15 protein-coding genes are annotated in these 13,226 nt (G+C 68.1%); 8 read left to right on the top strand and 7 right to left on the bottom strand.

The genetic code is table 11. The annotated features are described in order from the left end of the window. Position 1: 1 nt before the first annotated feature. The 3 genes from H7I87_RS04370 to H7I87_RS04380 all read right to left on the bottom strand — a co-directional run bounded on the left by H7I87_RS04370 (position 2) and on the right by H7I87_RS04380 (position 2,898). Positions 2-1,177, bottom strand: a complete 1,176-nt coding sequence (locus H7I87_RS04370; RefSeq protein WP_009975051.1) for an acyl-CoA dehydrogenase family protein — start codon at positions 1,175-1,177, stop codon at positions 2-4. After that, the gene (locus tag H7I87_RS04375) at positions 1,161-2,159 is read right to left on the bottom strand and encodes an acyl-CoA dehydrogenase family protein (protein ID WP_009975049.1); all 999 of its coding nucleotides are present in this window, start codon (positions 2,157-2,159) and stop codon (positions 1,161-1,163) included. Before H7I87_RS04375 ends, H7I87_RS04370 begins: the two co-directional genes overlap by 17 nt. A gap of 121 nt (positions 2,160-2,280) precedes the next feature. Further along, a complete protein-coding gene (locus tag H7I87_RS04380; RefSeq protein ID WP_003877272.1) occupies positions 2,281-2,898 on the bottom strand; it encodes a nitroreductase family protein in 618 nt (205 codons plus the stop codon). A gap of 243 nt (positions 2,899-3,141) precedes the next feature. Between H7I87_RS04380 and pcaC the strand changes: the two genes are divergently transcribed. The 6 genes from pcaC to H7I87_RS04410 all read left to right on the top strand — a co-directional run bounded on the left by pcaC (position 3,142) and on the right by H7I87_RS04410 (position 8,221). Beyond that, positions 3,142-3,528 (top strand): 4-carboxymuconolactone decarboxylase, encoded by a 387-nt coding sequence (pcaC, locus tag H7I87_RS04385; protein ID WP_003872991.1) that lies wholly within the window; start codon positions 3,142-3,144, stop codon positions 3,526-3,528. After that, positions 3,525-4,418 (top strand): NAD(P)-dependent oxidoreductase, encoded by an 894-nt coding sequence (locus H7I87_RS04390; protein WP_011723845.1) that lies wholly within the window; start codon positions 3,525-3,527, stop codon positions 4,416-4,418. Before pcaC ends, H7I87_RS04390 begins: the two co-directional genes overlap by 4 nt. A gap of 235 nt (positions 4,419-4,653) precedes the next feature. Beyond that, positions 4,654-5,745, top strand: a complete 1,092-nt coding sequence (locus H7I87_RS04395) for an amidohydrolase family protein (RefSeq protein WP_011723844.1) — start codon at positions 4,654-4,656, stop codon at positions 5,743-5,745. Positions 5,746-5,781: 36 nt separating this feature from the next. Continuing rightward, the gene (locus tag H7I87_RS04400; protein WP_011723843.1) at positions 5,782-6,924 is read left to right on the top strand and encodes an amidohydrolase family protein; all 1,143 of its coding nucleotides are present in this window, start codon (positions 5,782-5,784) and stop codon (positions 6,922-6,924) included. A 1-nt stretch (position 6,925) separates the two neighbouring features. Next, complete coding sequence (locus H7I87_RS04405) at positions 6,926-7,339, top strand: Rieske (2Fe-2S) protein (protein WP_003872995.1); 414 nt, start codon at positions 6,926-6,928, stop codon at positions 7,337-7,339. A 15-nt stretch (positions 7,340-7,354) separates the two neighbouring features. Then, positions 7,355-8,221 carry an alpha/beta fold hydrolase gene (locus H7I87_RS04410; RefSeq protein ID WP_010948952.1) on the top strand — a complete coding sequence of 289 codons (867 nt, stop codon included), beginning with the start codon at positions 7,355-7,357 and terminating at the stop codon, positions 8,219-8,221. A 5-nt stretch (positions 8,222-8,226) separates the two neighbouring features. Here H7I87_RS04410 and H7I87_RS04415 read toward each other — a convergent pair whose 3' ends face one another. Next, positions 8,227-8,700: a hypothetical protein gene (locus tag H7I87_RS04415; protein ID WP_023871390.1), complete on the bottom strand. Its 474-nt coding sequence runs from the start codon at positions 8,698-8,700 to the stop codon at positions 8,227-8,229. A gap of 36 nt (positions 8,701-8,736) precedes the next feature. Here H7I87_RS04415 and H7I87_RS04420 point away from each other — a divergent pair, with 36 nt between their 5' ends. Together H7I87_RS04420 and H7I87_RS04425 are read left to right on the top strand one after the other, a co-directional pair. After that, positions 8,737-10,047, top strand: coding sequence for an NADH-ubiquinone oxidoreductase-F iron-sulfur binding region domain-containing protein (locus H7I87_RS04420; protein ID WP_011723841.1), 1,311 nt, complete (start codon positions 8,737-8,739; stop codon positions 10,045-10,047). Further along, a complete protein-coding gene (locus H7I87_RS04425; RefSeq protein ID WP_003877260.1) occupies positions 10,044-10,340 on the top strand; it encodes a ferredoxin in 297 nt (98 codons plus the stop codon). Before H7I87_RS04420 ends, H7I87_RS04425 begins: the two co-directional genes overlap by 4 nt. A 3-nt stretch (positions 10,341-10,343) precedes the next feature. On the opposite strand, the gene H7I87_RS04430 is transcribed toward H7I87_RS04425, so the two are convergent. Genes H7I87_RS04430 through H7I87_RS04440 form a run of 3 tightly spaced genes read right to left on the bottom strand, consistent with a single transcriptional unit; the run spans position 10,344 to position 13,060 of the window. Beyond that, positions 10,344-11,300, bottom strand: coding sequence for an LLM class F420-dependent oxidoreductase (locus H7I87_RS04430; protein WP_011723840.1), 957 nt, complete (start codon positions 11,298-11,300; stop codon positions 10,344-10,346). Between the two features lie 12 nt (positions 11,301-11,312). Continuing rightward, entirely contained in the window at positions 11,313-12,056 is a 744-nt protein-coding gene (locus H7I87_RS04435) for a hypothetical protein (RefSeq protein ID WP_011723839.1), read from the bottom strand. An 11-nt stretch (positions 12,057-12,067) separates the two neighbouring features. Beyond that, the gene (locus H7I87_RS04440) at positions 12,068-13,060 is read right to left on the bottom strand and encodes an NAD-dependent epimerase/dehydratase family protein (RefSeq protein WP_011723838.1); all 993 of its coding nucleotides are present in this window, start codon (positions 13,058-13,060) and stop codon (positions 12,068-12,070) included. Positions 13,061-13,226 lie beyond the last annotated feature (166 nt).

Here is a 13,226-nt window from a genome sequence, read left to right on the forward strand (position 1 = left end):
GCTAACCGCGCGGCAGGCCGAGCACCCGCTGGGCGATGATGTTGCGCTGGATCTCCGAGGTGCCCCCGGCGATGGTCCCGGAGAAGCTGCGCGCGTAGCGCTCGAACCAGCTGGCGAAGTAGTGGTCGAGGTTCATGTGCGCGTACGGCCCGGTCTGCCCGGGGTGCACGAGTCCGTCGGCGCCCGCGGAGGTGAGCGCCAATTCCATGGCGCGCAGCTCGGCTTCCGAACCGAGCAGCTTGAGCACCGAGATGGCGGCGACGTCGTCTTCGCCGCGGGCGGCGCGGGCCAGCGCCGCCGAGCCGAGCAGCCGCAGCGCCTGTCTGTCCATGATCGTGGTGGCGTACTGGTCGCGCTCCACCTCGGTGCCGGGCTGGAAGTCGGCGATCATGTTCTCCAGGCGGTCCGCGAACCCCAGCCACATCATGGTGCGCTCGTGACCCAGCGAACCGTTGGCCACCAGCCACCCTTGGTTGAGTCCACCGACCAGGTTCTCGGCCGGCACCCGCACGTCGGTGAAGAACACCTCGTTGAAGTCCTTGTCGTCGATCGAACAGATCGACGGGAACGGCCGGCGGACCAGGCCCGGGGTGTCGGTGGGGATCACCAGGGCGCTGATTCCCTTGTGCTTGGGCGCATCTGGATCGGTTCGCACGAAGGTCAGCAGGACGTCGGCGTCATGCGCCCCGGAGGTCCACACCTTTTGCCCGTTGACCACGAAGTGGTCGCCGTCCAGCACCGCGCGGGTGCGCAGCGAGGCGAGATCCGAACCGGCGCTGGGCTCGCTCATGCCCAGCGACGCGGTGATCTCGGCGCGCAGGATCGGCACCGCCCAGCGCTGCTTTTGTTCGTCGCTGCCGAACGACAACAGCGACGCCGCAACGATATTCACGCCCTGCGGGTTGAAGCTGTGGTAGATCCGGCGGCGGCTGAGTTCCTCGAGATAGACGAACTGTTGCAGCACCGTGGCGTTGCGGCCGCCGTACTCCGGCGGCTGGCTGGGCAGCAGCCAGCCGTTGTCGAAGAGCAGCCGTTGCCAGCGGCGCGCCCACTGGGGCATGTGCGAGACCGATCGCGGACGTTCCAGGGTTTCGCTTGCCGGGGGCAGGTTTTCGTCCAGGAACGCTGCGAACTCGGCGCGGAACGCCTCGACGTCGGGATCAAAAGTCAGCTGCACGGTATTCCTCTGCGATCCGCGCCCGGTGCTCCGCCGCGCCGCCCAACATCAGCTCACCCGCCTTGGCCCGCTTGAGCGCGAACTGCAGGTCGTTCTCCCAGGTGAATCCCATGGCGCCGTGCAGCTGCAGGCCGTGCCGGAAGGCCAGCGACTGGCACTCCCCCGCCGACGCCTTGGCCATTGCGGCGGCCAGCCGGCGCCGGGGGTCATCGGCCGCGATCGTCAGCGCGGCGAAATAGGCCAGCGCGCGGGCCCGTTGCACGGCGACGTGCATGTCGGCGACCTTGTGCTGCACGGCCTGGAACGAGCCGATCGGCACGCCGAACTGCTGACGGCTTTTGACGTGCTCGAGCACCAGATCGAGGATGCGCTGGCAGGCGCCGACCATGGTGATCGCCATGCCGGTCAGCGCCACATGGTGTGCGCGCTCGGGATCGACGCTCAGCCGGGCGCTGTCGGGCACCCGCACCTCGGCGAACGACAGGTCGGCCACGTGCAGCACCGGGTCGAACACCGCCGTGCGCCTTGCCGACACCTGATTGGCCGCGGTGATGAACACCCCGGCGTCGGTCACCACCGCGAGGCGGTCGACGCGGTCGCCGTCGAGCACGTGGCGCGCGGTGCCGTCCAACACCCAACCGTCGGCGTCCCGGTAGGCGCAGACCCCGCCGTATACGGCGGTCCCGGACTGGTGCGGATCGAAGTGCTCGCCCACCAGCGGCGCGAACTGGCTCATCGTCGCCAGGAAGGGTGTGGGGTCGGTGGCGTGGCCCAGCTCTTCGAGAACGATGGCCAGCTCGACGGTGCTCTCCGGGTCGTTGAGCTCCGTCCAGCCCTGGTCCACGTAGGACTTCCACAGCGGGCTGGGGTCGACGCCCTCCTCGGCCACGCTGCGCACCAGCGACGGCGGGCATTGCTTGGTGACGGCGTCGCGCACCGTGCTCTGCCACAGCCGCTGATCAGCATCGAATTCCAACAGCATCGGCGCCGCCTCTCGTCGTGACCGTCCCGGCGAGAATAACATTCTCGGTTGCGGAAGTAATAATCTCGAAATCCGGGCATGCACTCACGCGACGCCGGTGGCGGGCCGGAATTCCCGTGCGTTAGAGGCCGCTGAGCAGGCCGTCGGCCGGGGCGTCCCAGCGGTCGAGGTTGACGAACTCGGCGAGCGGACGGCGGCGCAGCGGCCCGTGCTTGCCCTTGGGCCAGCCGACGACGATGTGACCGGCGATCATCCAGCCCTCGGGCACCCCGACGGCCTCGCGCAGCAGTTGTTCCCCGCCATAGGACGCCCAGCTGGTCAGGCAGGCGCCGAGCCCCTGGGCGCGGGCGGCGAGCAGGAAGTTCTGCATGGCCGGGAAGATGGACCCGCCGAGCAGCAGCTCCGAGGCCGTCGGGTAGTGCGCCTGGGCGAACAGCACGGAGGTGAATTCGCCTGCGCGGTCGTGCAATTCGTAGGTGGCCCGGTAGGTGCGGGCGCGACGGCTGTGGTCGTCGGGGGCGGGCCGGCTCATTCCGTAGACCGGCTCGATCACTTCCAGCGCCTGGGCCGCGGCTTTGGCCACCACCGCCCGTTGTTCGGGAGAGCGCAGCACCACGAACCGCCAGCCCTGCGCGTTGGCGCCGGAGGGCGCCCACCTGGCGGCCCCGAGGCAGCGCGCCAGCGTCGCATCGTCCACCGGTTCGTCGGTGAAGCGCCGGATGGTGCGGGCGGTCGACATCACTTCCCAGACGTCAGCGGTTGCTTGAGCCACTGCCTCTCCTCACCTTTCCCCGGTCATCCGAAAACGTATTACCGTCCCCCACAAGCCAATTAGCCGTCAATGCGGCCCGGCAGTCCGCCACCGCGGACGGGGACGGTCCGTTTGACCCTCGACTGTAGACCTGCGGACCCGGGGCACGGTGTAAGACTGCGCTCAGGCAATCGGAGCCTCAGCGAAGGACCTCAGCGAAGGAGAAGTGCATTGGATCGCGAAAGATACGAGCGGGGGTTGCGAATTCGCTCCGACGTTCTGGGCGAGCAGTACGTCAACCGGGCGTTGGCCGACGCGGACGAGTTCACCCGGCCCCTGCAAGATCTCGTCACCGAATACTGCTGGGGTGCCGTGTGGGGCCGCGAGGAGCTGCCCCGCAAGACCCGCAGCATGCTCAACCTGGCGATGATCGCGGTGCTCAACCGGCCCAACGAATTGCGGATGCACATCAAGGCGGCCCTGACCAACGGTGTGACCCGCGAGGAGATCCGCGAGGTGTTCCTGCAGGTGGCCATCTACGCCGGTGTGCCGGCGGCGGTTGACAGCTTCCGCATCGCCCGCGAGGCGTTCGCCGAACTCGATCGGGAGAACTCATGACGATCGGCTTCATCGGGCTGGGAAACATGGGATTTCCCATGGCATCTCGGCTCATTCGCGAACAGCACGACGTCGTCGCCTTCGACAGCCGCCGCGAGGCCCTCGAACGCCTCGTCGCCGCCGGGGCGCGCCCCGCCTCGTCGCCGAAAGAGGTGGCCGACGGCGCCGAAACGGTGCTGGCCAGCCTTCCCACCCCGGGCGCGTCACTCGAGGTGGCCACCGGCACCGCGGGCGTGATCGAAGGCGCGCGGGTGAAGCGTTATGTCGACCTGTCCACCGTCGGCAGCCGGACGGCGATGCGGATCCACGACCTGCTGGCGCGGCGGAACATCGTGGCCATCGACAGCCCGGTCAGCGGCGGCGTCGGCGGCGCCGAGCAGGGCACGCTGGCGCTCATGGTGTCCGGCCCGCGCGGCGAATTCGACGTCATACGAACCACACTCGAAGCCCTGGGCCGACCCTTCTACGTCGGCGACAAACCGGGCGCGGCGCAGACGATGAAGCTGGCCAACAACATCCTGGCCGCCAACGTCTTGGCCGCCACGGCCGAGGTCGTCGTGATGGGGGTCAAAGCCGGGCTGGACCCCGCCGTGATGATCGAGGTGCTCAACGCCGGATCCGGCGCGACGAGCGCCAGCCGCGACAAGTTCCCCCGCGCGATCCTGCCGCGCAGCTTCGACTACGGCTTTGCCACCGGCCTGATGGTCAAGGATGTGCGCCTCTATCTCGACGAGGCGAAGGCGCTCGGCGTGCCCGCCGAGGTGGCCGAGACGATCGCGCGGCTGTGGGAGACCGCGGCGCGCGAGGAAGGGCCGGAGGCCGATTTCACGACGGTGATCAAACCGCTGGAGCGGGCCGCCGGCGTCACGGTGGGCCGGTCCGCGCGGTAACCGCGACGGCCCGGCCGGGGCGACGCGCCGTTACTAATCTGCACGAGAATGTTATTATCCTAATTGAAGAACCCAAGTGGCCCAGCCAGCCGATAAATGCCCTCTCACCAGGGAAGACGATTAGACGAAATGCTTACCGGAAACCCATTGATGCGGCGCCGACGAGAATGTTAGATTGCCTATCAGATGATCTTGCCCGGCTCGCTTCGGCTGCCGGAGCCGAAGGGTGGCTCTCGTGATCGAACACGCTGACGGAACACGCACGCCCGTCATCGATGCCAGCGTGCACATCTTCTTCCCGTCCAACAAGGACCTGCGTTCCTTCCTGCGCGAGCCGTTCAAGAGCCGCGGTTTCCCCGACTACGAAATGGACTGGTACGGCGCGCCGGGCAGCGAGTACGCGCCCAACACCGACGGGCCCGACGGCCAGTACCCCGGTTCCGACCCGGAATTCGTTGCCCAGGAACTGTTTTCGAAACGCGGCGTCGACGTCGCCGTGCTGCATCCGATGGGGCGCGGCATCATGCCGGACCGGCATCTGGGCAGCGCGCTGCACGCCGCGCACAACGAGATGATGGTGTCGCGCTGGCTGGACTCACCGGAATTCGGCGAGAAGTTCCGCGGCACCATCCGGGTCAACCCCGACGACATCGCCGGCGCGCTGCGCGAGCTGGAGAGATGGCGGTCCCACCCGCGCGTCGTGCAGCTCGGCATCCCGCTGCAGTCGCGGGAACTGTACGGCAAACCGCAGTTCTGGCCGCTCTGGGAGGCCGCCGCCGACGCCAACCTGCCGGTGGCCGTGCACATCGAGACCGGAGAGGGCATCGGGTTTCCGCCCACCCCGTCCGGGCACACCCAGACCTACGAGCAATACGTCAGCTTCATGGCGCTGAACTACCTGTACCACCTGATGAACATGATCGCCGAGGGCGTATTCGAGCGTTTCCCCGCACTGAAATTCGTGTGGGCCGACGGCGCCGCCGACTTCTTGACGCCGTTCATCTGGCGGATGGACACCTTCGGCCGGCCGCACCTCGAGCAGACGCCGTGGGCTCCGCGCATTCCCAGCGATTACATCCCCGGGCACGTGTATTTCGTCCAGGGCAGCTTGGACGGGCCCGGCGACGCCGACTTCGCGGCGGAGTGGTTCGGCTTCACCGGCAAGGAAGACATGGTGATGTTCGGCTCCAGCTATCCGCACTGGCAGTGCGCCGACGTGCACAAGCTGCCGCCGGCGCTGTCCGCCGAGCAGCGCGAGAAGCTGTGCTGGCGCACCGCGGCGGATCTGTACGGGATCGACATTTCTGTCGACCTGGCCGCGAGCTAGTCGCAGAATAGGGAAAGGGATACGGAGGAGGTCGCCATGACGCTCACCCACATGCAGGAGCGGGTCCCCGCCGCCGAACGCATCGCCGTCCGGTGCGTGGACTCGGATGTGCACCCGGTGCCCAAGCGGGGCGAGATCACCCCGTACATCCCCGAGCGGTGGCGCAAATTCTTCTTCGAACACCGAGTCGGCGAACTCATCTACTACGACGCCCCCGACTATGCGCACGCCTTCGCGATGCGCACCGACACCTTCCCGCCGGACGGCGAGTTCCCCGGCAGCGACCCGGACATGGCCTTCCGCCAGCTGATCATGGAGGCGGGCTCCGATATCGCCATCCTCGAGCCCGCCGGGCGCACCCCGCGGATCGGCGAGGCGCACCAGGCGTACTGCAGCGCGCTCAACGACTGGCAGGCCAACCACTGGCTGGACAGCCGCAACAACTGGCACGAACGCTGGCGCGGCTCGATCTGCGCCGCCATCGAGGACCCCGAGGGCGCCGTCGAGCAGATCGAGAAGTGGGCCGGCCATCCCTACATGGCGCAGATCCTCATCAAGGCCGAACCGCGGCCGTCCTGGGGACACCCCAAGTACGACCCCATCTGGGCCGCGGCCACCAAGCACGACATCGTGGTCAGCTGCCACCTGTCGCGCAGCAATTACGAGATGCTGCCGACGCCTCCGGTCGGATTCCCCAGCTACAACCACGATTTCATGGTCACCTACTCGCTGCTGGCCGCCAACCAGGTGATGAGCCTGATCTTCGACGGTGTCTTCGACCGGTTCCCGACCCTGCGGATCGTGTTCGTCGAGCACGCGTTCACCTGGATCCTGCCGCTGATGTGGCGGATGGACGCGATCTACGAGGCCCGCAAGTCGCGGGTGCAGATCAAGCGCAAGCCAAGCGAATACGTCAAGGACCACATCAAATTCACCACCCAGCCGCTGGACTACCCCGAGGACAAGACCGAGCTGACCCGGGCGCTGGAATGGATGGAGTGCGACAAGATCCTGCTCTACTCCTCGGACTACCCGCACTGGACGTTCGACGACCCGCGCTGGCTGGTCAAGCACCTTCCTAAGGCGGCCCGCGACGCGGTGATGTACAAGAACGGCATCGCGACCTATCACCTGCCGGAGACGGTGCCGGTGCTCGAGGGTCAGGTCCGGGTGCTCTGAATTGGCATCCGAAACCGAGGGGGCTCAGACCAAGCGGCCCGAACCCCGACTCGCCCAGGGCCGCGAGCACGTCGTCGCCACGGTAGACGAAATCCCGCCGGGCACACACAAACTGGTGCCGATCGGTCGCCACGGCGTCGGCGTGTACAACGTCAACGGAACCTTTTACGCGATCGCGAACTACTGCCCACACCAGGGCGGCCCGCTGTGTTCGGGGCGGCCCCGGGGGCGCACCATCGTCGACGAGACCGCGCCCGGTGACTCGGTCATGGTGCGCGACCTGGAGTACATCTACTGCCCTTGGCACCAATGGGGTTTCGAGCTGGCGACCGGAACCACCGCGGTCAAGCCGGAGTGGAGTATCCGCACCTACCCGGTGCGCGTCGTCGGCAACGACGTCGTGGTGCAGGCCTAGCTACAGGAGAATCGGGTGCCTTCTATCGAGGTCAACGGCGGGAATGTGGTCTACGAAATCCTCGGTGACTCAGGTGATCTCATCGCGCTGACGCCGGGCGGACGGTTCAGCATGCAGATCCCCGGCCTGCGGCCGCTCGCCGATGCGCTGGTCGCCGGCGGCTATCGGGTGCTGCTGTGGGACCGGCCCAATTGCGGCGCTTCCGATGTGCAGTTCTACGGGCAAAGCGAATCGCACATGCGCGCCGAAACGCTGCACAAGCTGGTGACCGGGCTCGGCTTCGAGCGCTGCATCCTGGCCGGAGGCTCCGGTGGGGCAAGGGATTCCATGCTGACCACGATGCTCTACCCCGAGATGGTGACCAAACTCGTGGTGTGGAACATCGTCGGCGGCATCTACGGCACCTTTGTGCTCGGCTCCTTCTACATCATCCCCAGCATCCTCGCGGTGCGGGGCACCGGGATGGACGGTGTGATCAAGGTGCAGGAATGGCGCGAACGCATCGAGGAGAACCCGGCCAACAAGCAGCGGTTCCTCGATTTCGACTCCGGCGAGTTCCTCAAGGTGATGCTGCGCTGGCTCAACGCGTTCGTGTCCAAGCCGGGCCAGACCATCCCGGGCGTCGAGGACGAGATGTTCGACCGAATCACGGTGCCCACCTTGATCATTCGCGGCGGCGAGAACGACATGGATCACCCGAAACGGACGTCGCTGGAAGTCAGCTGCCTGATCAAGGGGTCCAAACTCATCGATCCGCCCTGGCCCGAGGACGCGTGGGAGCGCGCGTCCGAGGACCGCGCCGCGGGCCGGGTGCAGCACTTCAACATGTTCGACACCTGGGTGCAGGCCGCACCCGCGATCCTGGAATTTTTGGGGTCGTGATGGCTTTACCGAGTGCGGATGTGGACTTCGCAGTTCAGCGACGCTTCCAGGGCGGTGTGGATGCGGCTTTCCGGAATCCGCTCCAGGTCCTGCTCGCGCAGCGTCACGTAGACGATGTCGAATCCCTCGTCGCCGGCGGTCCTTTCGATGTCCCCGGTGAGCCCGAACCCCGACAGCACCCCGTGCGCGTCGTCGTCGGTTCCCCGGCTGATGAAGGTGACCACCCCCGGCACCGGAGTGGACTGAAACGCTTTGGCGCACAGGGTGACAGCGACGCCCATGGCCGCATCGCCGTCGTCGGCGGCGATGAGCAACTCCACCTCGCGGCGGCTCGCCGGCATGGCGGCCAGGTCGTTGTCGACGACGTCGGCGCCCGCCGCGCGCGCCAGCCCGAGGAGTGCTGCCATGCCGTCGCGTAGTTGTGCAGCCGTGCACTCACTCTTCGGGTCGACGTTGACGCGCACCACCGCAGTTCGCATGTGCGCAAGCCTAACTAACACCTTGGCAGGCCAGCCGTGAACACCACACAGTCCACCACCGTCGTCACCGCAATCGCGCCGGGCTGCCGGCCGCGGTTGCTGACCGGACAGCCCGGGCGTGAAGACCTCGCCGCGTACCGCGGGCTCGGCGGCTATCGCCCGCTCGCTGCCGGCGAGCAGTTGCTCAGCGAGGTCGAGGCCAGTGGCCTGGTCGGACGCGGCGGCGCGGCGTTCCCGCTCGGGGTGAAGTTGCGCACCGTCCGCGACAACGGCCGCGCGGCGGCCGGGGCCGGCGGCACCGTCGTCGTCGCGAATGGCGAAGAGGGAGAACCGGCTTCGATCAAGGACCGTTGGCTGCTGCGCAACCGCCCGCACCTGGTGCTGGACGGGTTGCGGCTGGCGGCCGCGGTGGTCGGCGCCGAGCGTGGCTACGTGTACGTGTCCGACCCGGAAGCCGCGCACAGCGTCGAATCCGCGCTGGGCGAGCTGGATCCCGACACGCTCGGCGGTGTGACGGTCACGCTGTCGACGGTGCCGGCCGGATACGTGGCCGGCGAGGAGACCGCCGCCGTCCGCGCGCTCAACGGCGGTCCGGCCAAGCCGACCGACAAGCCGCCGCGTCCCTTCGAGGCCGGCGTCGGCGACCGGCCCACCCTGGTGAGCAATGTGGAAACCCTGGCCAACGTGCCCTTCCTGCAGTCCCACGGCGCATCCGCGTTCCGCGCGCAAGGCACCCCCCTGTCGCCGGGCACCTTCCTGGCCACCATCAGCGGGGCCGGCCGGCCACCGGTGCTCTACGAGCTCGCCCACGGCACGCCGTTCACCGAACTCCTTGCCCTGCATGGTGTCTCGGCCGACGCAGTGCGCGGCGCGTTGATGGGCGGCTACTTCGCCGGCCTACTGAATCGCTCCGTGCTGCAGACCACGCTGGACCACGAGACGATGCGACGCTTCGGCAGTGGACTGGGCTGCGGTGCGATCTCGGTCCTCACCGATGACTGCCCCGTCGCGGTCGCGGCGTCGGTGCTGGCCTACTTCGATCGCGAAAACGCCGGCCAGTGCGGGTCGTGCTTCAACGGGACGGCGGCGATGGCCGCCGCCGGCGGTGCGCTGCGCGACGGCGCCGCGACGACCGAAGACGTCGACCGGTTGCGGCGCTGGTCGGTGCTGCTGCGGGGCCGCGGTGCCTGCGCGACGCTGGACGCCGCCACCAATATGGCCGCCAGCCTGCTCGACCAGTTCCCGGACGACGTCACGGCCCATCTCGACGGGTCGTGCCCGGATTGCACCCGCGGCGCGTTCCGCGCCGACCGTCCCTACCAGGCGGAAGTTGCGAGGCAGGCATGAGAATCCGGTTGGACCGCACCGTGTGCGACGGCTTCGGCATCTGCGCCAAGCACGCGCCGGGATACTTCTCGCTGGACGACTGGGGGTACGCGTCGCTGATCGGCGACGGCACGGTGGCCGAGGCGGATCGCGACGCGGTGATGCGCGCCCTGCTGGACTGCCCGGTGCACGCCATCGCCGAGATCGGTGAGCGCACCGCCCCTTCCCACCGCCCACCGCTGGCCGAGGCGACGGATCCGGCCGAGCACCTGAAAACCGAAGAGAACGAAGCAGAGTGGGGCTTCACCCGCTGAGCCTCACAACGCCGGGCACACCGCCGACAGGAACTCGTGAGTGCGGCGCCGCGATTCGGCCCGCTCGCGCGCGTCGTTGCCCAGCGGCACGATCCGCGCCGCCAGGTCGGTAGCGCCCGCGTCGCGGTACCGCCGCAACCTGCGCAGCACGGCCGACTCGTCGCCGGCCGCCATGGTGTCGCCGACGTCTTCGGCGTCGCCGTGCTGCAGCAGCCGGACGTAATTCGGGGAGAACTCCGCGTGACCGAGCATCTCGCCGGCATAGGCTCGCGCATCGTCGATCTCGCTGTTCGAGCAGACTGCGACCGGAACCCCGGCGACGACTCGAGGCGCCGGCCGCCCGGCACCGCCGGCCGCCGCGGTGATCCGCGGCACCACATGCTCGCCGATCGCCCGCTCGTCGGCCATCCACAGTATGGTGCCGTCGGCGCGCTCGCCCGCCAGTTGCAGCATCGTCGGCCCCAGCGCCGACAACAGGATCGAGACACCGAATGAATCCGTGACGTCGACCGGCGAATGCACGCAATAACTTTCGTTGTCGACGTCGACGCTGCCCGGTCCGGCGAACGCCGCGCCGAGCACCTGCAGGTAGTTCCTCGTCAGGCGTGCCGGACGTTCATAGGGCAGTCCCAGTTGGCCGTTGACGATCCAGTGATGCGAGGGCCCGATGCCCAACGTGAACCGCCCGCCGCAGGCGACCTGGGTGGTCAATGCCTGCTGCGCCAGGGCCATCGGGTGGCGGGTCTGGATCGGGACCACCGCCGTTCCGATCTCGATGCGCTCGGTGGCCTGCCCGATCAGCGCCACCGCGGTGAGCGCGTCGAGGTAGCCGGGCACCTGGGGCATCCAGAACGCGGTGAAACCGCCGCGTTCGGCGGCGGCCGCGTCGTCGACCAGCCCGGCCAGCCGCTCGGCACGCGAGCGCTCCTTGTCCGAGCCGACCATCAATCCGATTCGCACGCCGCCCCCCGGCTACGGGACATAGCGATCCCATTCGTAGGGCACCACCGCGAAAAACGGTGCGGCAATAAGGGGTTCGACGCCCGCGTCGGCCCAGCGCGCGGTCAGCGCCGGCCGCATCCGCCAGGCGGTCGCGACCGGGTCGTCGTCGACAAAGCAATAGGTGATCGACTGGTCTTCTTGCGCGTTCCCGGAATCGGCGAAGATCCGCCGGGACGACGCGGACCACGCCCCGGCGACGCCGTCGACCTCGACCAGCGGATCGACCGGCGCCGATCCCCGCTCGACCAGCAGCACCGCGCCGCGCACCGGCAGCCAGGGCAGCACATCGGCTCCGACCTTGACCCGCGGCGCGGCCACCTTGCGCCCCACGTCGTACACGCCGCGCTGCACCGGGGGCAGCAACGGGACCTTGCGGCCGGCGTCGCCCAGCGCGGTGGACAGTTCGTTGAAGCCGCGCAGCCCGGACGCGTCGGTGAAGAAGTACGTCATCACGTGATCGACCGCGTCCAGCGGCCCGTCGCCGACCGCGCGCGCCGCCCGGCAGGCCGGCGTGGACACCAGGCGCAGCGAGGCCCGCACCGCGGCCAGGCGATGCTGCTCCGGGCGGTGGTCAAGGGTGTGCCAGCGCAGGTAGTCGGCGTCGTTCCCGTCGGGATGGCGGGTCGCCATCGAGACGAACAACGTGGTGATCTCGCCCCGCCCGGTCGCGAGGACCTCGGCGACTTCGTCGGATGGCCTTCCGGAAAGTTGCATCGCAGCAGTCCTCAGGATGTTGCCGGATCGGCTTGGCGCAGTGTGATTTCCGGGTGCCGTGCCTCGATCATGCGCCGAAATCCTTCGCGCCAGGGCACTTTCGTCCGACCCAACACCTCATGCATCCGGGTGACATCGGGCCACAGCGGCGTGTGCGCCCGCTCGGTGTACTCGAATTTCGGCTCCACACCGATCAATTGGCCCATGAATGTGCAGTACTCCTCCACGCTGACCGTTTCGCTTCCCGCCCAGTTCACCACGACCGGCGGTGTCGCTGCCACCTCCATGGCGCGGATGCCCAGCTCCACGTAGTCGTCTTCATAGATCGGGTTGTAGTTGTTCGGCTTGTCCGGGTGCAACCGAATGGGCTTGCCCGCCAGCATCGCTTCCAGACGATCGGCGGGCGCACCGCCCTGCGGCCCGTAGGTGGAACAGATCCGGATGATGGTCAATGGAATCTGAAAATGCCGGGCGACCCAGGTGCACACCGCTTCGGCCGCCACCTTGGAGATGCTGTAGTTGGCCCGCAGCGGCACCCCCGGCGGGTCGGATTCGGTCAGCGGCCGGCGCCCCTGATAGGCGTACACCGAGCCGGTGGAGCAGAACACGAAACCCTTGGCGGCGCGGCAGTGGTAGAGCAGCTCGCCCGACCGCTGCGCGTTGGTTTCGAGGCAGCGGTTCCAGTCACCCGCGCCGGTGTCCACCGCGGCGTGCAAGACGTAGCTGAAATCCTCAGGGAGACCGGAGAAGTCGCCCGCGCCGACGTCCAGGGCGACCGGTTTGACACCGGCGGCGACGAGTTTCTCGCGGGCCGCAGGGTCTTTCAGCCGGGCCACGCCCCACACCTCGTTGCCGGCCGCGGCCAGGGCGCGCGCGATCGGAAAGGCGATCTTGCCCGTCGCCCCGGTGATCAGAATCTTCTCCGCCTCGAGCAACGGACCTCCCAATGTGAAGTACTTGATATCGCGCTTGGAGCATAACCCCGGCGCGACACGAAACGCCACGACAGCGCTCGGTGGTCGTGGCGTCGGCGAAACGAACCTGGTCGTCGCGGTGGCACCGGAATAAGCTGAGACTCCCAACGTCGTCGGGACGGCCCCACGGGAGGCCCACCATGAGATGGTTTGTCCGTCGTTCGACGGTTGTCGTTGCGGTCGCGTTCATCGGTAT

Origin of the sequence: Mycobacterium timonense (assembly GCF_025821985.1) — a bacterium.
GTDB lineage: Bacteria > Actinomycetota > Actinomycetes > Mycobacteriales > Mycobacteriaceae > Mycobacterium > Mycobacterium avium.

Coding starts and splice junctions, on each gene's coding strand:
- H7I87_RS04390 (WP_011723845.1), top strand. CDS start 3,525: ATGACGATCGGCTTCATCGGGCTGGGAAACATGGGATTTCCCATGGCA.
- H7I87_RS04400 (WP_011723843.1), top strand. CDS start 5,782: ATGACGCTCACCCACATGCAGGAGCGGGTCCCCGCCGCCGAACGCATC.
- H7I87_RS04435 (WP_011723839.1), bottom strand. CDS start 12,056: ATGCAACTTTCCGGAAGGCCATCCGACGAAGTCGCCGAGGTCCTCGCG.
- H7I87_RS04375 (WP_009975049.1), bottom strand. CDS start 2,159: ATGCTGTTGGAATTCGATGCTGATCAGCGGCTGTGGCAGAGCACGGTG.
- H7I87_RS04425 (WP_003877260.1), top strand. CDS start 10,044: ATGAGAATCCGGTTGGACCGCACCGTGTGCGACGGCTTCGGCATCTGC.
- H7I87_RS04415 (WP_023871390.1), bottom strand. CDS start 8,700: ATGCGAACTGCGGTGGTGCGCGTCAACGTCGACCCGAAGAGTGAGTGC.
- H7I87_RS04380 (WP_003877272.1), bottom strand. CDS start 2,898: ATGTCGACCGCCCGCACCATCCGGCGCTTCACCGACGAACCGGTGGAC.